A 20,229-nucleotide genomic window follows, 5' to 3' on the forward strand; every position below is an offset into this window, starting at 1 on the left:
GTGTCATGGCCATGTCTTTGCCTACCTTGCGCCCCGCTGATCCCGCCGGAGCCGCGCTGGGCTCGTTGGCCGACCACGTTGGCGCAGCGCTGCCAGCCGGTGCCCAGGCCCGGGAGCTGCGGGTCACCGGCGTCACGCTGAGCAGCCGGGACGTCGTCGCCGGTGATCTGTTCGCGGCGCTGCCGGGTTCGGCCGCACACGGCGCGCGGTTCGCCGCCGACGCCGTCGCTGCCGGGGCCGCCGCGGTACTGACCGACCCGGAGGGCCTGGAGCTGCTCGGTACCACTGTTCCCGCGGTCGGTGTTCCCGTCCTCGTCCACGCCGACCCGCGGGCGGTGCTGGGTGAGATCGCCGCAGAAATCTACGGCCGGCCATCCGAGCGGCTGCGTGTCATCGGCATCACCGGGACCTCCGGCAAGACCACAACCACCTATCTGGTGGAGGCGGGGCTGCGTGCCGCGGGGCGGGTGGCCGGACTGATCGGCACCGTCGGTATCCGGATCGACGGCCGAGACCTGCCGAGTTCCCTGACCACCCCCGAGGCGCCCGCGCTGCAGGCGCTGCTGGCCGCGATGGTCGAACGCGGCGTGGACACCGTCGTCATGGAGGTGTCCAGCCACGCGTTGTCGCTGGGCCGGGTCGACGCCCTCCGCTTCGCCGCCGGCGGTTTCACCAACCTGTCGCGGGACCACCTGGACTTCCATCCGACGATGGACGACTACCTGGACGCCAAAGCCCGGCTGTTCCAACCGGATTCGCCCAACCATGCGGCAGTGTCGGTCGTCTGCGTGGACGACGACTGGGGCCGCCAGATGGCGGCCCGCGCCGCCGACCCGGTGACCGTCAGCACCACCGGTGACGCCAACTGGACCGTCGCCGGTATCGAAGCGGACCGCGAGGGCCAGCGGTTCACCGCAGTCGGGTCCGACGGCGCCCGGCACGGGCTGCGGATCGGCCTGCCCGGCGGCTACAACGTCGCCAACGCGCTACTGGCCGTGGCACTGCTCGACGCCGTCGGCGTCACCCCGGAGCAGGCCGCACCGGGACTGGCCACCGCCACCGTGCCCGGCCGCCTGCAGCCCATCGACCGCGGGCAGGACTTCCTGGCCCTCGTCGACTACGCGCACAAGCCGGGTGCTCTGGAGGCGGTGCTGCAGACGCTGCGCCCGCAGACCCAGGGCCGGCTGGCAGTGGTGTTCGGCGCCGGCGGCAACCGGGACGCCGGGAAGCGCGAACCGATGGGACGCATCGCCGCGGAGTTGGCGGATCTGGTGGTCATCACCGACGACAATCCGCGCGACGAAGACCCCGACCTCATCCGGGCGACCATCGCGGCGGGCGCCGCGGACGGATCGGCCGAGGTGGTGGTGATCGGTGACCGGCGGGCGGCCATCGACCATGTCGTCGGCTGGGCCCGCGCGGGGGACACGGTCCTGATCGCGGGCAAGGGACACGAGTCGGGCCAGACCCGAGCCGGTCAGACCAGGCCGTTCGATGATCGTGATGAGTTGGCTGCCGCTCTGGATAAGGCCCTGCATGCTGCGACCTTGAAGACTGGAGAGTCACCCGCATGATCGACCTGACCCTGGCAGAGATCGCCGACATCGTCGGCGGCGAGCTGTCCGACGTCACACCTGAGGCTGCCGCCGCGACGCACGTGACCGGGACCGTCGAGTTCGATTCGCGGGCCGTCACATCGGGCGGTTTGTTCCTGGCGCTGCCGGGTGCCCGGTCGGATGGGCATGACTTCGCCGCCGGCGCGGTGGCGGCGGGCGCCGTCGCGGTGCTGGCGGCCCGGCCGGTCGGCGTGCCGGCGATCGTCGTGAAGCCGGTTGCCGGACAGGTCGATTCGTCCTCGGGTGCGCTGGAGTACGACACCGACGGCTCGGGTGCCGCGGTGCTGGCGGCATTGGGCAGACTCGCCCGCGCGGTCGCCGATCGGTTGGCCGCCGGGGGACTGCGGATCATCGGCGTCACCGGCTCGTCGGGCAAGACGTCGACCAAGGATCTGCTGGCCGCGGTGCTGGCACCGCTGGGTGAAGTGATCGCGCCGCCGGGATCGTTCAACAACGAGCTGGGCCATCCGTGGACGGTGCTGCGGGCCACCCCGGAGACCGACTTCCTGGTGCTGGAGATGTCGGCGCGGCACCCCGGCAACATCGCCGCACTCGCCGCGATCGCACCGCCGTCGATCGGTGTGGTGCTCAACGTCGGCACTGCGCACCTCGGTGAATTCGGCTCGCGCGACGTCATCGCTGCGACGAAATCCGAACTGCCACAAGCTGTTCCGGCGACCGGTGTTGTCATTCTCAATGCTGACGACCCAGCGGTGGCCGCCATGGCGGAGCGCACCGAAGCCCGCGTGGTGCGGGTATCCCGGTCTCCCGGAGCCGATGTCTGGGCCGGTGACGTCACGCTCGACGAGCTGGCCCGCCCGCGCTTCACCCTGCATGCGGGGGAGCAGCACGTCGACGTCGCGCTGGCGGTGCACGGCGATCATCAGGTGTCCAACGCGCTCAGTGCCGCCGCGGTCGCGCTGGAATGCGGCGCGAGCCTGCAGCAGGTGGCCGACGCGCTCGCCGGTGCCGGCCCCGTCTCCAAGCACCGCATGCAGGTCAGTGCCCGCGCCGACGGTGTGGTCGTGGTGAACGACGCCTACAACGCCAACCCCGACTCGATGCGGGCGGGCCTCAAGGCGCTGGCCTGGATGGCCAAGTCGGCGCGTGCCGAGTCCGGCGCGCAGGTGCGTAGCTGGGCGGTGCTCGGCGAGATGGCCGAACTGGGTGACGACGCCATTGCCGAGCATGACAGCATCGGTCGACTGGCCGTGCGTTTAGATGTGTCACGACTGGTTGTCGTCGGAACCGGGAGGGCTATGGGCGCCATGCAACACGGCGCGGTGATGGAAGGCTCGTGGGGCAGCGAGGTATCGCCGGTCCCCGATGCCGCTGCCGCACTCGATTTGCTGCGTGCCGAGCTGGAGCCCGGCGATGTCGTGCTGGTCAAGGCCTCGAATTCGGCCGGGCTGGGCACGCTGGCTGAGGAACTGGCGCGGGAGGGGCAAGCGTGATTCAGATCCTGTTCGCCGTCGGCATCGCGCTCGCGGTGTCGATCGTGCTGACGCCGGTGCTGATCCGGCTGTTCACCCGCCGGGGTTTCGGCCACGAGATCCGCGAAGACGGTCCGGCCAGCCACCAGAAGAAGCGCGGCACGCCGTCGATGGGCGGCGTCGCGATCGTGACCGGCATCTGGTGCGGCTATCTCGGCACCCACGTCGTCGGGCTGTTGGTCGACGGCGAAGGGCCGTCGGCCTCGGGTCTGCTGGTGCTCGGGCTGGCCACGTCGCTGGGTGCCGTCGGCTTCCTCGACGATCTGATCAAGCTTCGTCGAGCCCGCAACCTGGGTTTGAACAAGACCGCCAAGACGGTCGGTCAGCTGGTGTCCGCCGTCCTGTTCGGCGTGCTGGTGCTGCAGTTCCGCAACGCCAACGGGCTGACGCCGGCGAGTGCCGGCCTGTCCTATGTGCGCGAGATCGCGACCGTCACCCTCGGGCCGCTGCTGTTCGTGTTGTTCATCGTGGTCCTGGTCAGTGCCTGGTCCAACGCGGTCAACTTCACCGACGGCCTGGACGGCCTCGCGGCCGGTGCCATGGCGATGGTCAGCGCAGCGTACGTGCTGATCACGTTCTGGCAGTACCGCAACGCGTGCGCCACCAGCCCGGGGCCGGGCTGCTACAACGTCCGTGATCCGCTGGACCTGGCGTTGGTCGCGGCCGCGACGGCGGGCGCCTGCATCGGATTCCTTTGGTGGAACGCCGCGCCGGCCAAGATCTTCATGGGCGACACCGGCTCGCTGGCGCTCGGCGGCATCATCGCCGGTCTGTCGGTGACCAGCCGGACCGAGACGCTGGCCATCGTGCTCGGCGCCCTGTTCGTCGCCGAGGTCACCTCGGTGGTGGTCCAGATCCTGGCGTTCCGGACCACCGGTCGCCGGGTCTTCCGAATGGCGCCGTTCCATCATCACTTCGAGCTGGCCGGCTGGGCCGAGACCACGGTGATCATCAGGTTCTGGTTGCTCACCGCGATCGCCTGCGGGCTCGGCGTGGCGCTGTTCTACAGCGAGTGGCTGTCCGCGGGTGGCCGCTAGACACGCGGCTCCCAGCCAACATCCAGTATGTGCGCGGCGACACCGGAACCCGCTGTTAGGGTTCGCGCCATGAATGTCGAGAAATACCTGGTCGGGCCCGTTGTCGTGCTGTCGGGTGCGGCGTTGTTCGCGGGCTGCGGCGGTTCGGACGGCAAGTCCGGGACCAGCCAGGCCGCCGCGAAGTACGACATCTCGAAGGTTGGCGGCGTCAAGAGCAGCCTGCCGGCGGGCTATGACCCCATGGATCTGGAGCGGGACACCGTCACCCAGGAGAAGCTGGACGCTCCCGGTGTCGGCGCGCTCACCACCACGCCGCCGTCGGTTGTCACCCCCGCCGAGTGCGCGTCGCTGCTCAAGCCGCTCGCGCCGGCCGGCGTCGGAGCCAAGGCCGAGGGATTCGTCGGCAGCAACCAGGAGGGCCACACCATCATCGTGGTGGCGGCGGAGGCGGCCAAGAACGCCGGCGAACTCGGCCACGCCGGCTGCGATCACATCACCGTCGACACGACCGACGGTGTCACCGCGACGGTCGACCGCGTCCCCGGCCCCGATATCGCGGGGGCGAAGACCATGGGCGTGCAGGCGCACATCAGCGCCAACGGGAAGTCCATCGAGGAAGCGACCTACACCGCGGTCATGGGCGACAAGACCGTGGCCGTCGTCCAGGCCGACATCGATCCGCAGGTTGCGAAGGACCTGCTCGTCAAGGTGGTCGCCGCGCTCAAGGGGTAGCGCACAGGTTTCTTCGCGCGCCGCTCGCCGGTTCGTCACGAGTGCAACTGGGTGGCGGAGAAACGGCCCGAAATTCGCCGTGCAGTTGCGTTCGCGACGGAAACGCGTCGCGGCAGCGCACCAGCTGTGGCAAATCGCCCCATTCCGGCGACACGCGCCGGATGTGCCGCCCCCGACGGCGGTGACAGGGGAGGATTTTGGGATGCAAGGGACAGTTGTGGTTTTTGTGACCAATGTGAATGACGAGGTCGGGTAGTCACATGCCGGACATCCTTGCAAAGCTTCGCCGGAGCAAAGCCGGCCCGGACGAGCCACAGGCTCCGGACGAGAAGAACCAGAGCGCATCCGAAGGTGCGGCCGCCAAGCCCGCCGAGCCCAAGCGGCAGGGTCCCCGGGCCCGGGTCGGGGCCTGGCTGAGCCGACCGATGACGTCGTTCCACCTGGTAATCGCCTGCGCGGCACTGCTGATCACGCTGGGCCTGACCATGGTGCTCTCGGCCTCGGGCGTGCATTCGTATGACGAGGACGGCTCGCCCTGGACGATCTTCGCCAAGCAGGTGCTGTGGACGATCATCGGCCTCGTCGCGTTCTATATCGCGCTCCGGCTGCCCATCGCGTTCATGCGCCGGATGGCGCTGCCGGCGTTCATCGTCAGCCTCGTGCTGATCGCCCTGGTGCTGATCCCGGGCATCGGTCACCTGTCCAACGGCGCCCGCGGCTGGTTCGTCGTCGCCGGCTTCTCCATGCAGCCGTCCGAGCTGACCAAGATCGCCTTCGCGATCTGGGGTTCCCACCTGCTCGCGACCCGTCGCATGGAGCACGCCGGGCTCAAGGAACTGCTGTTCCCGCTGCTGCCCGCGGCGGTGCTGGCACTCGCGCTCATCGTCGCCGAGCCCGACCTGGGCCAGACGGTGTCGGTGAGCATCGTCCTGCTCGGCCTGCTCTGGTACGCCGGTCTGTCACTGAAGCTGTTCCTCACCTCGCTGGTCGCCGCGGTCGGCGCTGCCGCGGTGCTCGCGGTCTCGGCCGGCTACCGCTCCGACCGGGTGCGGGCCTGGCTGGACCCCGATTCCGACCTGCAGGGCATCGGTTACCAGTCGCGGCAGGCCAAGTACGCGCTGGCAAACGGCGGCATGTTCGGCGACGGGCTGGGGCAGGGCACCGCCAAGTTCAACTACCTGCCCAACGCACACAACGACTTCATCTTCGCGATCATCGGCGAGGAGCTGGGCTTCATCGGCGCGGCGGGCCTGCTCGCGCTGTTCGGCCTGTTCGCCTACACCGGCATGCGGATCGCCCGCCGGTCGGTCGACCCGTTCCTGCGGCTGCTGACCGCCACCACGACGCTGTGGGTGGTCGGCCAGGTGTTCATCAACGTCGGCTATGTGCTCGGCCTGCTGCCGGTCACCGGCATCCAGCTGCCGCTCATCTCCGCAGGCGGAACAGCAACGGCCACAACACTTCTGCTGATAGGCCTGATCGCCAATGCGGCGCGCCACGAACCCGAGGCGGTGGCCGCCCTGCGGGCCGGCCGCGACGATCGGATGAACCGGATCCTGCGGCTGCCGCCGCCGGTGCCGTACTCGCCGACCACCCTGGACTCGGCCCGGGACCGGATGCGTGGCCGCGGCGACAAGCCCGCCCGCAAGCCGGCCGCCCGGCAGGCCCAACCCACCAAGCCGGCCAGGCCCACGAAGTCGGCACGTCCCACCCGGCAGGCCGCCAGGCAGGAACCGCCGGCCCGGCAGCGCCGCGCCGACGCCCCGAGGCGGACACGACGCACCGAAGAACCCGACCGGCGATCGGGCCACAGCCGCCGAAACCCCGTACCGGCCGACGGCGCCGGACGGCGGACAAGGCAAAATGATGACCCGAAGGGGCACGGGCGACGTGATCTGCGCCGGTCGGACCCACGGGTCCGGACATTGGAAGGTCAGCGGTACGGGTGAGTCAGGAGTTGGTGTGAGTTCGGGTCGAGGCGAGCGCAGCGACGGGGGAACTCACGGCATCTCGGTGGTTCTGGCCGGCGGCGGTACTGCAGGTCACATCGAACCCGCGATGGCGGTCGCCGACGCCCTGGTGGCGCTGCGGCCTGACGTCCGGATCACCGCCCTCGGCACGGCCCGCGGGCTGGAAACCCGGCTGGTTCCCGAACGCGGTTACGACCTGCAGCTGATCACCCCGGTTCCGTTGCCGCGCAAGCCTTCTGCCGACCTGGCCCGGCTGCCGCTGCGGATTCGTGCCGCTGTCCGTGAGACACGTGAAGTCCTCGACTCGGTCCAGGCCGACGTCGTCGTGGGCTTCGGCGGCTATGTCTCGCTGCCCGCCTACCTGGCCGCCCGTGGCGGTGGGCTGCGCCGGCGCCGCCGCATTCCGGTCGTGGTGCACGAGGCCAACGCCAGCGCGGGCTGGGCCAACCGGGTCGGCGCCCGCTCGGCGCGCCGGGTGCTGGCCGCCGTGCCGGATTCCGGTCTCAAGGGCAGCGAGGTCGTCGGCATCCCGGTGCGGGAATCGATCACCTCGCTCGATCGGGCCGCGCTGCGTGCACAGGCCCGGGAATTCTTCGGTTTCGCCGACGACGCCCGCGTGCTCCTGGTGTTCGGCGGTTCCCAGGGTGCGCAATCGCTGAACCGTGCCGTCTCCGGCGCGGCCGAAAACCTCGCCGCGCAAGGCGTTTCGGTCCTGCACGCCTACGGGCGCAAGAACACCCTTGAGCTGCCGGCGCCGGTGCCGGGGGCCGCGCCGTATGTCGGCGTGCCGTACCTCGATCGCATGGATTTGGCTTATGCGGCAGCGGATCTGGCCATCTGCCGGTCCGGGGCCATGACCGTCGCCGAGGTCAGCGCGGTCGGCCTGCCCGCGGTCTATGTCCCGCTGCCGATCGGCAACGGCGAACAACGACTCAACGCACTCCCGGTGGTCAATGCCGGCGGCGGCCTTTTGGTCGAGGACGCCGAGCTGACCCCGGACTTCGTCACCGAACGGATCGGAACTTTGATGGGCGACACCGCCGCACTGGATCAGATGACGACGGCGGCCTCGCTGGCCGGCCACCGCGACGCGGCGCGGCGGGTGGCGCAGATCGCGCTGGACGTGGCAGCGGGTATCCGGTGACGGCGCGCGAGCTGCCGCCCGAGCTGGCTCGGGTGCACATGGTCGGTATCGGCGGTGCCGGCATGTCCGGTATCGCCAGGATCCTGCTGGACCGCGGTGGCCTGGTGTCCGGCTCGGACGCCAAGGAATCCCGGGGTGTGGCGGCGCTGCGGGCGCGCGGCGCCGAAATCCGGATCGGGCACGACGCGTCGTCGCTGGACATGCTGCCCGGCGGCCCGACCGTCGTGGTCAGCACGCACGCCGCGATCCCCAAGGACAATCCGGAGCTGGTGGAGGCCCAGCGGCGCGGCATCCCGGTGATCATGCGTCCGGTCGTGCTCGCCAAGCTGATGAACGGCTACCGCTCGGTGCTGGTGACCGGCACCCACGGCAAGACCACGACCACCTCGATGGTCATTGTGGCATTGCAACACAGTGGTTTTGACCCGTCGTTCGCCGTCGGCGGCGACCTGGGTGAGGCCGGTACCAACGCGCACCATGGCAGCGGTGACTGCTTCGTCGCCGAGGCCGACGAGAGCGACGGCTCGCTGCTCGAATACACCCCCGACGTCGCGGTGGTGACCAACATCGAGGCCGATCACCTCGATCACTTCGGCAGTGTCGAGGCCTACACCGCGGTGTTCGACGACTTCGTGGCCCGGCTGCGTCCCGGCGGTGCGCTCGTGGTGTGCGCCGACGATCCGGGTTCCGAAGCGCTGGCCCAGCGGTCGGCGGAACGTGGTGTCCGGGTGCTGCGGTACGGCATGGGCAATGGGCAGCGCACGGATCTGGAAGCGACGCTGCTGACCTGGCAGCAGCAGGGCACCGGTGGGGTGGCGGCCGTTCAGCTGGCGGGCGAGCCGCACCGGCGCGGCATGCGGCTGTCGGTGCCGGGCAAGCACATGGCGCTCAACGCCCTGGCCGCGCTGCTGGCGGCACGGGAAGCCGGCGCCGATCCGGAGGCCGTGCTCGACGGCCTGACCGGTTTCGAAGGCGTGCGGCGGCGCTTCGAGTCGGTCGGAACCGCTTACGGCGTCAGGGTTTTCGACGACTACGCGCACCATCCCACCGAGGTCCGGGCGACGCTCGATGCGTTGCGGGCAGTGGCCGGCACATCGCGGTCCATCGTGGTCTTCCAACCCCACTTGTATTCGCGGACAAAGACTTTCGCGAAGGAGTTCGGCCAGGCGCTGGATCGTGCCGACGAGGTGTTCGTCCTCGACGTGTACGCCGCCCGGGAAGCCCCGATGGCCGGCGTCAGCGGCGCGAGCATCGTCGAACACGTCTCCGCCCCGGTGCATTACGTGCCGGACTTCTCCGCGGTCGCCGAGCAGGTGGCGGCCAAAGCCGGGCCCGGTGATGTCATCGTCACCATGGGTGCCGGCGACGTCACCCTGCTGGGTCGCGAGATCCTGACCGCGCTGGAGGTCAAGGCCAATCGCGCAGCTCCGGGACGGCCCACGCCGTGACAGTGGAGGACGGCTCGGGGGAGTCGGTTCCGGAACCTGTTGCGGCGCAGGACGACCTGGTGCAAGAAAACGCGGCGGAGGACGTCGCAGCGGAGGCCACCGAGCCGGACGCCGCGGTTGACGAGCCCACGGCCGAGGCCGCCGACGCCGCGGCGGTCGATCCCGCGTCACCCGACTATGAGGGTCCGCGCCGCCGCGCCCGGCGTGAGCGGGAGGAACGCCGGATCGCGCTGGACCGGGCCAGGGCCCTGGAACAGGCGCGCCAGGAGGCGCGGCGCCGGGCGGCCGGTCTCTCGGAGCAGCCCAAGGCGCCCACCCGGGGCGTCATCCGCGGGCTGAAGTTGTTGCTGTGGTCGGCCGTGACGGCCGTCGTCGCGGTCACCTTGGGCCTGGTGCTGTACTTCACGCCGATCATGGCGGTCCGCCACACGGTGGTCACCGGCGTGGCGACGCTGACCGAGGACGAGGTGACGCTGGCGGCCGCGGTCAAACCGGACACGCCTCTGCTGCAGGTCAACACCGACGCGGTGGCCGAACGCGTGGCCACCATCCGGCGGGTGGCCAGTGCGCGGGTGCAGCGGGAGTACCCGTCCACCCTGCGGATCACGGTGGTGGAGCGGGTTCCGGTGGCGGCCAAGGAGTATCCGGACGGTCCGCACCTGTTCGACCGGGACGGCGTGGATTTCGCGACCGAGCCGCCGCCGCAGGGGGTGCCGTTCCTGGACGCAGACAACCCCGGACCGAAGGATCCCGCGACCCTCGCCGCCCTCGAGGTGCTGTTGTCACTGCGTCCCGAGGTGTTCGGCCAGGTCGCCCGCGTCGGGGCGCCGTCGGTCGCCGGCGTCACCCTGACCCTGAACGACGGTCGCGAGGTCATCTGGGGGACCACCGACCGCACCGAGGAGAAGGCCCTCAAGCTCGGGGCGCTGCTGACTCAGCCGGGACACACCTATGACGTGTCCAGTCCTGACCTGCCGACTGTGAAGTAGCTCATCCGTTTTGAGTCGTTTCGCTCGGCTGGGGCCATTCGCTCGCCCTGGGCACGAGAAAAAACGCGTGAACTCTCGGCGCGCCTGCGCGGCAGCGGCGCGGCGGCACCCTACCGTTCTGTTTGCGCGGAACAACTTGACATAACTCTAACCCTATGGTTGAGGTTTAGGGTTTTAATTCGAGAAGTTTTGCTCCGGACAAATCGAGCCAGGGAGGAAGACGACACATGACACCCCCGCATAACTACCTCGCCGTCATCAAGGTGATCGGTGTCGGCGGCGGCGGCGTCAACGCCGTCAACCGCATGATCGAACAGGGCCTTCGCGGCGTCGAGTTCATCGCGATCAACACCGATGCCCAGGCGCTGCTGCTCAGTGAGGCGGACGTCAAGCTCGACGTCGGCCGCGACTCGACCCGTGGCCTGGGTGCCGGTGCCGACCCCGAGGTGGGGCGCAAGGCTGCCGAGGACGCCAAGGACGAGATCGAGGAGCTGCTGCGCGGCGCCGACATGGTGTTCGTCACCGCTGGTGAGGGTGGTGGCACCGGCACCGGTGGCGCTCCCGTCGTCGCCGGCATCGCCCGCAAGCTCGGCGCGCTGACCGTCGGTGTGGTGACCCGTCCGTTCTCCTTCGAGGGCAAGCGCCGCTCGAACCAGGCCGAAACGGGTATCCAGGCGCTGCGCGAGAGCTGCGACACCCTGATCGTCATCCCGAACGACCGCCTGCTGCAGATGGGTGACGCCGCCGTCTCGCTGATGGATGCGTTCCGCAGCGCCGACGAGGTGCTGCTCAACGGTGTTCAGGGCATCACCGACCTGATCACCACGCCCGGTCTGATCAACGTCGACTTCGCCGACGTCAAGGGCGTCATGAGCAGCGCCGGTACCGCGTTGATGGGCATCGGTTCGGCCCGCGGCGACGGTCGTGCCCTCAAGGCCGCCGAGATCGCCATCAACTCGCCGCTGCTGGAAGCCTCGATGGACGGCGCCCAGGGCGTGCTGATGTCGGTGGCCGGTGGCAGCGACCTGGGCCTGTTCGAGATCAACGAGGCTGCGTCGCTGGTGCAGGACGCCGCACACCCCGAGGCCAACATCATCTTCGGAACCGTCATCGACGATTCGCTGGGCGACGAGGTCCGGGTCACGGTCATCGCGGCCGGTTTCGACACCGCCGGTCAGAGCCGCAAGCCGGTCACCTCGGCCGTGCCCGGTGCCGCGGCCGCCGCGTCGGCTGCCGGTGGCGCCCATCGGGCCCAGACGTTCTCGGCCGCCAGCGCGGGCAAGCTCGGTGCCTTCGGGACCGATCCGGGCAGCGTGCCTGCGGCGACCAACGGTGTGACGGTGAGTGTTGGTGGTCGCGGCGACGACGATGATGACGTCGATGTGCCGCCCTTCATGAAGCACTGATTGTGACTGCGCGACGCGGATACTTGGAATCGTGACGTTCCGTATCCGCAGAGTGACTACGACGCGTGCGGGCGGGGTCTCCAAGGCCCCGTTCGACACGTTCAACCTGGGTGACCACGTCGGCGATGATCCAAAGGCCGTGTCGGCCAACAGGACTCGGCTGGCCGACGCCATCGGGCACGGCCCGCTGGTGTGGATGAACCAGGTGCACGGTGACCATGTCGAAGTTGTCGAGGGCCCTGGAACTGGAGCCGGGGGAGCCTACGACAACACCGACGCTCTGGTCACCGCGACACCGCGGTTGCCGCTCGCGGTGATCACGGCCGATTGCGTGCCGGTGCTGTTGGGTGATGCGCGCGCGGGTGTGGTGGCCGCCGTGCACGCCGGACGCGTCGGTGCGGCGGGTGGCGTGGTGCTGCGGACGGTCGAGACCATGCAGAAGCTCGGCGCGCAGCTCGAGGACATCACGGTCCTGCTCGGCCCGGCGGTCAGCGGACGCAACTACGAGGTGCCCTACGAGATGGCCGACGACGTGGAGGCTGTGCTGCCCGGCAGCATCACCACCACCGCCCGCGGCACCGTGGGTCTCGACCTACGGGCCGGCATCGCCAAGCAGCTGGCGGGGTTGGGTATCAAGGCCATCGATATCGACCCGCGCTGCACGGTCGACGATCCGAATCTGTTCAGTCACCGACGTGGCGCCCCGACCGGGCGGCTGGCGTCGGTGGTGTGGATGGAATGACCAGCGCGCCGCGCGAGGCCGAACTGGCCGCGTCGCTGGCCCGGATTCAGGCGCGAATCGACGCTGCGGCGGCGGCTGCCGGCCGGGATCGGGCCGACATCGAATTTCTTCCGGTGACCAAATTCTTTCCGGCGACTGACATTGTCGCGCTGTTCGGATTGGGGTGCCGGGCATTCGGCGAATCGCGGGAGCAGGAAGCCGCGAGCAAAGTCGCTGAGGTGTCGACCGCGTTGTCGAACAGGAAATTGATCACAGCGTCCGGGGAATTGTTGGATGCGTCATCGAACATAGGGTCGAATTCGGCAATTCGGTGGCACATGATCGGCCGAATTCAACGCAACAAAGCGCGGGCTGTCGCCGGCTGGGCGTCGGTGGCGCATTCGGTGGACACCGCGCCTTTGGTCGCGGCGCTATCCCGTGGCGCGGTCGAGGCGCTGGACCAAGGCCGCAGGTCCGAGCCGCTGCAGGTCTACATCCAGGTCAGCCTCGACGGGGATCCGGCCCGCGGTGGCGTGCCGGTGGACCGGCCCGACCTGGTCGACGAATTGTGTGCCGCCGCGCAGGCCGCCCCGGGCCTGGGTTTGGCGGGTCTGATGGCGATCCCGCCGCTGGCCAGTGCGGCCGACGAGGAGTTTGCGCGGCTGGAGGCTGAATTGCTCAGAGTCCAAACGCAATACCCGCAGCGGCTGGGGTTGTCCGCGGGCATGTCGAACGACCTCGAAATCGCGGTGCGACACGGGTCAACGTGTGTGCGTGTCGGTACCGCGCTAATGGGACCGCGTCCTCTAACGTCACCATGAGTAGTCACTCCAGTCACACTTACATCACAGTCACCAGACACCACATTCTTAGCTAGGGGCATCCGATGAGCACACTGCACAAGGTAAAGGCCTACTTCGGTATGGCGCCGATGGACGACTATGACGACGAGTACTACGACGACGAAGACCGTCCCGCGCGCGCCTACGCGGCCCCGCGTCGCCCGCGCGAAGAGCGCTTCGAGGACGACGACTACGGCCGTGGCGAAGCGCGCGGCTACGACGACCGCATGGGCCGCGAATACGAAAGCGCCCCAATGGGTTACCGCGGTGGCTACGAAGAGATGCCGGCTCGCGGGCCGCGCGAGTTCGAGCGCCCGCGCTTCAACACCCTGCGTGGCGCCACCCGTGGCGCCGTCGCCATGGAGCCCCGCCGCATGGCCGAGCTGTTCGAGGCCGGCAGTGCCCTGGCCAAGATCACCACGCTGCGGCCGAAGGACTACAGCGAGGCCCGCACCATCGGTGAGCGTTTCCGCGACGGCACCCCGGTGATCATGGACCTGGTGTCGATGGACAACGCCGACGCCAAGCGCCTGGTCGACTTCGCCGCCGGCCTGGCCTTCGCGCTGCGCGGGTCGTTCGACAAGGTTGCCACCAAGGTGTTCCTGCTGTCGCCGGCCGACGTCGACGTCAGCGCCGAAGAGCGTCGCCGGATCGCCGAGGCGGGCTTCTACAGCTACCAGTAGTCCCTACGCAGCTCTACGCAAGACCCCTTCGGCCCCCGGCCGGAGGGGTCTGCGTTAGGTAGGCTCGTGCTCGAGCGCCGACACCGGTCGGCGCTTTTCCCGCGCTAGTGAGGTCTGTTGCATTGACCCTGTTCTTCGACATTCTGGGTTTTGCGCTGTTCGTCTTCTGGCTCCTGTTGATCGCCCGTGTGGTGGTGGAGTTCATTCGCGGATTCAGCCGGGACTGGCAGCCGAGAGGGCTGACGGTGGTGATCCTCGAAGCGATCATGACGATGACCGATCCTCCGGTGAAGCTGTTGCGGCGCTTGATCCCTCCGCTGACCATCGGGCCGGTCCGGGTCGATCTGTCCATCGTGGTGCTGCTCATGGTGGTGTTCATCGGTATGCGGCTGTCTTTCGATCAGGTCGGTGCCTGAGCGCGACGTTCCCCTGACCTGCGAAAGCGCATTAATTACATTTATGTAATTAATGCGCTTTCTCTGTTTAGGTCTATTGGCGCCGAGCGCCGGGTCGCGCCCGCGAATTCCGATGAAACATTGAAATTCGTTCTTAATTCCGGCCCTCGCCTGCAACCGACGGGTCTGCTGTGACAGGATGGACGCCAGTTACTCCACGATCGCTCTACACTTTGATCGCTCTACACTTTGACACCGATTGACGGTCCAGACTGCAAGGGGGCAGAAGATGCCGCTAACTCCGGCTGACGTCCACAACGTCGCATTCAGCAAGCCGCCGATTGGCAAGCGCGGTTATAACGAGGATGAGGTCGATGCATTCCTCGATCTCGTCGAAACCGAGCTGACCCGGCTGATCGAAGAGAACAGCGATCTGCGGCAGCGGGTCGCCGAGCTCGACGCCGAGCTCCAATCCGCCCGTACCGGACAGCCGGTCGCGGCACCTGTGTTCGCCAAGCCCGAGCCCAAGCCGGAGCCCGAGCCCGTCGCAGCGCCCGTCCCGGTCGCCGCGCCTGTGGCCGCGCCGGTCGGCGAGGACCACCACGTCCGCGCGGCCAAGGTGCTGAGCCTGGCCCAGGACACCGCCGACCGCCTCACCGGTTCGGCCAAGGCCGAGGCCGACAAGACCCTCGCCGACGCCCGTGCCCAGGCCGATGCTCTGGTCAGCGATGCCAAGCACACCGCCGAGACCACGGTCGCCGACGCCAAGGCCCGCGCCGAGGCCATGCTGGCCGACGCGCAGACCCGTTCGGACACTCAGCTGCGTCAGGCCCAGGACAAGGCCGACGCCCTGCAGGCCGACGCCGAGCGCAAGCACACCGAGATCATGGGCAACATCAACCAGCAGCGCACGGTGCTGGAAGGCCGCCTCGAGCAGCTGCGCACGTTCGAGCGCGAGTACCGCACCCGCCTCAAGACCTACCTGGAGTCCCAGCTCGAAGAGCTCGGCCAGCGCGGTTCTGCCGCACCGGCCGACTCGGCGGCCGGCGGCGAGGGTGCTGGCTTCGGCCAGTTCAACCGGGGCAACAGCTGACGGCTGACCGATGCTGATCATTGCCCTGGTCCTTGCCCTCATCGGCCTGACAGCGCTGGTGACCGCAATCGTCACCAGCAATGAGCTGATCGCCTGGGTGTGCATCGGCGCCAGCGTCATCGGAGTGTTGCTGCTCATCGTCGACGCGCTGCGGGAACGCTCGCGCGGCGGTGAGGCGGCGGCCGAGTCCGACGCTGCCGGTGACGATGCCACCGCTGACACCGCTGTGGTGGCCACCGAGGATTACCCCGAGGATGAGCCCGAGGCCGAGCCGGAAACGGTTGTCGCCGAAGCGGTTTCGGAAGATGACGCCGGCGAGGCTGCAGCTGACGAGGCTGAGGCCGAAGAGGCTGACGAGTCCGAAGGCGATGAGCCCGCGGCCGAAGCCGAAGAAGCTGTCGATGAGGCCCCGGAAGCGTCCGCGGAACCCGAGGCTGCCGACGAATCCGAAGCGCCCGAGGACGCCGCGGCTGAAGACGCCGACGAAACCGACGAGTCTGAAGCCGAGGCTACCGAAGACGCCACAGCGGACGAGGACGAAGCCAAGAAGGCCTGAGCCCTGGCGCTCCCAGTTTCAACCGATGTCACCGTCACGACGGGATTCCCACTGCTGGTTGTGGTGGCCGTCGTGGCGGTGCATTTTTCTTTCATCGCCTTCATGGTGTTCGGCGGTTTCCTGACCTGGCGCCGGCCCTGGGTCATCTGGTTGCACGTACCCGCGGTGCTGTGGGGCATCGGCAGCACCGCCTGGGGCGTCGACTGTCCAATGACCGACGTCGAACGGTGGGCCCGCCCACGCGCGGGTCTGGCGCAGCTGCCGCCCGACGGATTCATCGCGCACTACATCACCGGTGTGCTCTATCCGGCCTCGGCGACGAATGTGGTGCGCGTGCTCGCCGTCGTCGTGGTGCTCGTCGCCTGGGTGGGCTGGTTTCGGCGCCGGCGGGTCAGCAGAACTCAGTAACGCTCGGCCAGGGATACGTGGCTTCAATCGCGAGGCTCTCGACGCCACCGCGATTGAACTCAGGTATCGATTCGGGCCGCCAGACGTCCCTGACTGCAATAACCGGCGGCAGGCCGCCCCACCATTGCGCTCACGTACTTTTCCACCCTGTTCACGGGCCTCCGGCACACCACTGGGGCGTTGATTGCGTACTGAGTCAACGCGAGCACCCGCGGCCGCGTATTTCCTGCTTGTTGCGTCGATGCGTCGGCCGTGAATCGCACCGGTCACGAACCACAGGGACCTCCAAGTGAGTCCGTATTGACTTTGCTGACATCGAAGGGCAACAGCTGCGGCATGGGAGGCCCGTACATATATCTCAACTGTTCATCAGCTGGGAGGCACTGTGAGTGTGTTAAAACGCAACCGCGACATCGAGCACTGGGATGCGGAGGACGTTGCTGCGTGGGACGCCGGCAATAAGGACATCGCCAAGCGGAACCTGGTCTGGTCGATCTTTGCCGAGCATGTCGGCTTCTCGGTGTGGTCCATCTGGTCGGTCATGGTGCTGTTCATGCCGCAGGCCGTTTACGGCATCGACGCGCTGGGCAAGTTCGTCCTGGGCGCGGTCCCGATCGCGGTGGGCGCGTTCATGCGCATTCCCTACACCATCGGACCGGCGAAGTTCGGTGGCCGCAACTTCACCATCTTCAGCGCGCTGATGCTCGCCATCCCGTGTGCGCTGACCATGTATTTCATGATGCATCCGGGGACGTCGTACACGACGTTCCTGATCGTCGCGGCGGTCGCCGGTTTCGGTGGCGGTAACTTCGCGTCGTCGATGACCAACATCAACGCCTTTTACCCGCAGCGGCTGAAGGGCTGGGCGCTGGGCCTGAATGCCGGCGGCGGCAACATCGGTGTCCCGGTGATCCAGATCATCGGTCTGGTGACCATCGCCAGCGTCGGTAACCGTCGTCCTGAGGTCGTCTGCGCCATCTACCTGGTGCTGCTGGCCGCCGCGGCCCTCGGCGCCGCGCTGTTCATGGACAACATCCAGGGGCAGAAGTCGAACCTCTCGGCGATGGTCGAGGCCATGAAGTTCCGCAACTCGTGGGTCATGTGCTTCCTCTACATCGGCACGTTCGGCTCGTTCATCGGGTTCAGCTTCGCGTTCACGCAGATTCTGAACATCAACTTCACCGCGCAGGACGTCGCGCCGCTGCTGGAGAAGTACCACGTCGCGTCAGTGGCCAAGCTGCCCAAGGAAGCGGCCAAGGAGCTGGCCAAGGCCAACTTCGACGCCTCCGTCCACACGGCGTGGATCGCCTTCCTGGGCCCGCTGCTCGGTTCGATCTCGCGGCCGTTCGGCGGCAAGCTGGCCGACAAGATCGGTGGCGGCAAGATCACGCTGTACGTCTTCACGGCGATGACGGCCATCACTGCCGTCCTGGTCGGCGGGGGTATGTGGGACGACGCCACCAAGGGCCCGGCGACCGGTAGCCAGATGATCGTCTACATCGTGGCGTTCATGGTGCTGTTCATCCTGACCGGCCTCGGCAACGGCTCGACCTACAAGATGATCCCGTCGATCTTCGAGGCCAAGGCGCAAAGCAAGGACGAGTTGGGTGCCGCGGAGAAGACCCTGTGGTCGCGCAGCATGTCCGGTGCCCTGATCGGCTTCGCCGGCGCGGTCGGCGCGTTCGGTGGTGTGCTCGTCAACATCGTGCTCCGGACGTCCTACGCCGGACCGTCCCACTCGGCGACCACCGCGTTCTGGGTGTTCCTCGCCTTCTACGTGGTGTGCGGCTTCGTCACCTGGTTCGTGTTCCTGCGGCAGCCGCACCTGCGTGCGGCGACAGGGGAGCACGTCGGCCGGGAAGTTGTGCCGGCGACCTAGCCAGCTGGTCGGAATGCCCCGCGGGAGTTTCCCGCGGGGCATTTTCGTGTTTGTGACCCACACAACTGGTCCAACCAGTTGACCAGTTTAGGTGGAGCGCCGATCATCGATGCATGGACATCGCACCCGTCTCCCGCGCGGCCGTCAGCGACACGGTGTTCGCGCATCTGGTCGACGAGATCCTGTCCGGCCGCGTCGCGGTCGACGAGGCACTGCCGTCCGAGCGTGAGCTGGCCTTGGCCTTCGCAGTGAACCGGCACGCCATCAGGGAAGCGCTCAAACGGTTGCAGCAGGCCCGGCTGGTACGGATCAGCCACGGCGGCAAGACGCGGGTCCAGGATTGGCGCCTGACGGCCGGTTTGGACGTGCTCAGCACCCTCGCCGCGACCGGCGCGGTGCCGGCCGTGCAGATCGCCCGCGACATCATGGTGATGCGCCGGACCGTGGCCGCCGACGCGGCCCGGCTGTGCGCCCGGAATGCCACCGACGACCAGCTGGCGACGATCGCCGACGCGGCCGCGGCGTACCCGGCCGAATACCACGGCGAATCCTCCAGTTCCGCATTTGATGCGGACCTGACGTTCTGGACCGCGATCATCGACGGCAGCGGCAACCTGGCCTACCGGTTGGCGCTGAACACGCTGGTCGCGGCATTCGCCGACATCGGCTTCGGTTCGATAGCCGACCTCGGAATGGCGGCCGAACTGGCCGACCGCGACGCCCACCTGACGCTGGCCGAGCACCTCGTCGCGCGCGACGCCGATGCCGCCCACCGCGTAGCCGACGACCTGCTGGGCCGGGTCGTCGACGCCCTTTCCGGTCAGCAGTAGGAGTCATTCCCCATGTTCGATCTGATCCTGCACGCCGTGCCGGTGTTCGTGATCGCTCTGGTGCTGGAGGCGCTGTCCTTCCGCTTCCTGCCGGACGACGACGAAGTCGGTTACGAATTCCGCGACTCCCGAACCAGTCTCACCATGGGGATCGGCAACGTCATCATCAACGTCGGCTGGAAGTTGGTGGTGTTGGCGGCCTACAGCGCGGCGTACCTGGTGGCGCCGGTGCATCTGCCGGCCGACAATCCGCTGACCTGGATCGCGCTCTTCGTCGCCGACGACTTCCTCTACTACTGGTATCACCGCACCCACCACACGATCCGGGTGTTCTGGGCCAGCCACGTCGTGCACCACTCCAGCGAGCACTACAACCTGTCGACCGCACTGCGGCAGACGTGGACGCCGTTCACCGCGCTGCCGTTCTGGTTGCCGTTGGCATTCCTCGGGTTCTCGCCGTGGATGATCCTGCTGCAGCAGTCGGTCAGCCTGCTGTACCAGTTCTTCATCCACACCGAACGCGTCGGAAAGCTGTGGCGGCCCATCGAGTTCGCGATGAACACACCGTCGCACCACCGGGTGCATCACGGCTCCAACGACCAGTACCTGGACACGAACTACGGTGGCATCCTGATCATCTGGGACCGGCTGTTCGGCAGTTTCGAACCCGAGGGCGAGCGCGTGGTCTACGGTTTGACCAAGAACATCAAGACGTTCAACCCGGTGCGGGTTGCCACGCACGAGTACACCGCCATCTGGCAGGATTTGCGCGCGGCAAAGACCTGGAAGCACCGCTTCGGACACACGTTCCGCGGACCGGGCTGGTCGCCCGACAGCGCGTAACCCAGGTCACAGATTTCCGGCACATTTCCATCATGATTCCGGCATGAAACATGTTGCGCACCAAGGCCTGACGGGCATGTGAGCTTGGGTTGACGCGCAGTACATGGTCGCGCAACGGTTGCGGAATTGACGGCCCGTAGAACT

General features: G+C 68.0%; 18 protein-coding genes and 1 pseudogene. All 19 read left to right on the forward strand.

What is annotated here, in order from left to right; translation table 11 throughout:
- Window positions 1–11: 11 nt before the first annotated feature.
- The 19 genes and pseudogenes from TL10_RS20845 to TL10_RS20935 all read left to right on the forward strand — a co-directional run bounded on the left by TL10_RS20845 (window position 12) and on the right by TL10_RS20935 (window position 20,085).
- Window positions 12–1,574: a UDP-N-acetylmuramoyl-L-alanyl-D-glutamate--2,6-diaminopimelate ligase gene (locus TL10_RS20845; RefSeq protein WP_390892777.1), complete on the forward strand. Its 1,563-nt coding sequence runs from the start codon at window positions 12–14 to the stop codon at window positions 1,572–1,574.
- On the forward strand, window positions 1,571–3,070 hold the full coding sequence (locus tag TL10_RS20850) for a UDP-N-acetylmuramoyl-tripeptide--D-alanyl-D-alanine ligase (protein ID WP_043987128.1): 1,500 nt from the start codon (window positions 1,571–1,573) through the stop codon (window positions 3,068–3,070). Before TL10_RS20845 ends, TL10_RS20850 begins: the two co-directional genes overlap by 4 nt.
- On the forward strand, window positions 3,067–4,146 hold the full coding sequence (mraY, locus tag TL10_RS20855) for a phospho-N-acetylmuramoyl-pentapeptide-transferase (RefSeq protein WP_043403184.1): 1,080 nt from the start codon (window positions 3,067–3,069) through the stop codon (window positions 4,144–4,146). Before TL10_RS20850 ends, mraY begins: the two co-directional genes overlap by 4 nt.
- A gap of 69 nt (window positions 4,147–4,215) precedes the next feature.
- Window positions 4,216–4,878: a DUF5642 family protein gene (locus tag TL10_RS20860; RefSeq protein WP_043987129.1), complete on the forward strand. Its 663-nt coding sequence runs from the start codon at window positions 4,216–4,218 to the stop codon at window positions 4,876–4,878.
- A gap of 260 nt (window positions 4,879–5,138) precedes the next feature.
- A complete protein-coding gene (gene ftsW / locus TL10_RS20865; protein WP_043987131.1) occupies window positions 5,139–6,827 on the forward strand; it encodes a putative lipid II flippase FtsW in 1,689 nt (562 codons plus the stop codon).
- 13 nt (window positions 6,828–6,840) lie between these two features.
- Window positions 6,841–7,992, forward strand: coding sequence for an undecaprenyldiphospho-muramoylpentapeptide beta-N-acetylglucosaminyltransferase (murG, locus tag TL10_RS20870; RefSeq protein WP_043987132.1), 1,152 nt, complete (start codon window positions 6,841–6,843; stop codon window positions 7,990–7,992).
- On the forward strand, window positions 7,989–9,440 hold the full coding sequence (murC, locus tag TL10_RS20875; protein WP_043987133.1) for a UDP-N-acetylmuramate--L-alanine ligase: 1,452 nt from the start codon (window positions 7,989–7,991) through the stop codon (window positions 9,438–9,440). Before murG ends, murC begins: the two co-directional genes overlap by 4 nt.
- On the forward strand, window positions 9,437–10,429 hold the full coding sequence (locus TL10_RS20880; RefSeq protein WP_043987134.1) for a cell division protein FtsQ/DivIB: 993 nt from the start codon (window positions 9,437–9,439) through the stop codon (window positions 10,427–10,429). Before murC ends, TL10_RS20880 begins: the two co-directional genes overlap by 4 nt.
- Window positions 10,430–10,656: 227 nt before the next feature.
- Window positions 10,657–11,835 (forward strand): cell division protein FtsZ, encoded by a 1,179-nt coding sequence (gene ftsZ / locus TL10_RS20885; protein WP_043403167.1) that lies wholly within the window; start codon window positions 10,657–10,659, stop codon window positions 11,833–11,835.
- 31 nt (window positions 11,836–11,866) lie between these two features.
- Window positions 11,867–12,577 carry a peptidoglycan editing factor PgeF gene (pgeF, locus tag TL10_RS20890; RefSeq protein ID WP_043403165.1) on the forward strand — a complete coding sequence of 237 codons (711 nt, stop codon included), beginning with the start codon at window positions 11,867–11,869 and terminating at the stop codon, window positions 12,575–12,577.
- Complete coding sequence (locus TL10_RS20895) at window positions 12,574–13,377, forward strand: YggS family pyridoxal phosphate enzyme (RefSeq protein ID WP_043403164.1); 804 nt, start codon at window positions 12,574–12,576, stop codon at window positions 13,375–13,377. The genes pgeF and TL10_RS20895 overlap by 4 nt, the downstream gene beginning before the upstream one ends.
- A 65-nt stretch (window positions 13,378–13,442) precedes the next feature.
- Window positions 13,443–14,081, forward strand: coding sequence for a cell division protein SepF (locus TL10_RS20900; protein WP_043987135.1), 639 nt, complete (start codon window positions 13,443–13,445; stop codon window positions 14,079–14,081).
- A 122-nt stretch (window positions 14,082–14,203) separates the two neighbouring features.
- Entirely contained in the window at window positions 14,204–14,497 is a 294-nt protein-coding gene (locus TL10_RS20905; RefSeq protein ID WP_043403156.1) for a YggT family protein, read from the forward strand.
- Between the two features lie 268 nt (window positions 14,498–14,765).
- The gene (wag31, locus tag TL10_RS20910) at window positions 14,766–15,569 is read left to right on the forward strand and encodes a DivIVA-like cell division protein Wag31 (RefSeq protein WP_043403154.1); all 804 of its coding nucleotides are present in this window, start codon (window positions 14,766–14,768) and stop codon (window positions 15,567–15,569) included.
- Between the two features lie 10 nt (window positions 15,570–15,579).
- A pseudogene (locus TL10_RS32045) lies at window positions 15,580–15,948 on the forward strand (hypothetical protein); the annotation flags it as partial.
- Window positions 15,949–16,197: 249 nt separating this feature from the next.
- On the forward strand, window positions 16,198–16,533 hold the full coding sequence (locus TL10_RS20920) for a DUF2784 domain-containing protein (RefSeq protein WP_267884357.1): 336 nt from the start codon (window positions 16,198–16,200) through the stop codon (window positions 16,531–16,533).
- A 385-nt stretch (window positions 16,534–16,918) separates the two neighbouring features.
- The gene (locus TL10_RS20925) at window positions 16,919–18,412 is read left to right on the forward strand and encodes a nitrate/nitrite transporter (protein WP_052506489.1); all 1,494 of its coding nucleotides are present in this window, start codon (window positions 16,919–16,921) and stop codon (window positions 18,410–18,412) included.
- 113 nt (window positions 18,413–18,525) lie between these two features.
- Window positions 18,526–19,242: a FadR/GntR family transcriptional regulator gene (locus tag TL10_RS20930; protein WP_043987140.1), complete on the forward strand. Its 717-nt coding sequence runs from the start codon at window positions 18,526–18,528 to the stop codon at window positions 19,240–19,242.
- A gap of 12 nt (window positions 19,243–19,254) precedes the next feature.
- Entirely contained in the window at window positions 19,255–20,085 is an 831-nt protein-coding gene (locus TL10_RS20935; RefSeq protein ID WP_043987141.1) for a sterol desaturase family protein, read from the forward strand.
- Window positions 20,086–20,229 lie beyond the last annotated feature (144 nt).

Source organism: Mycolicibacterium llatzerense, assembly GCF_000878195.1.
GTDB classification, from domain to species: Bacteria; Actinomycetota; Actinomycetes; order Mycobacteriales; family Mycobacteriaceae; genus Mycobacterium; species Mycobacterium llatzerense.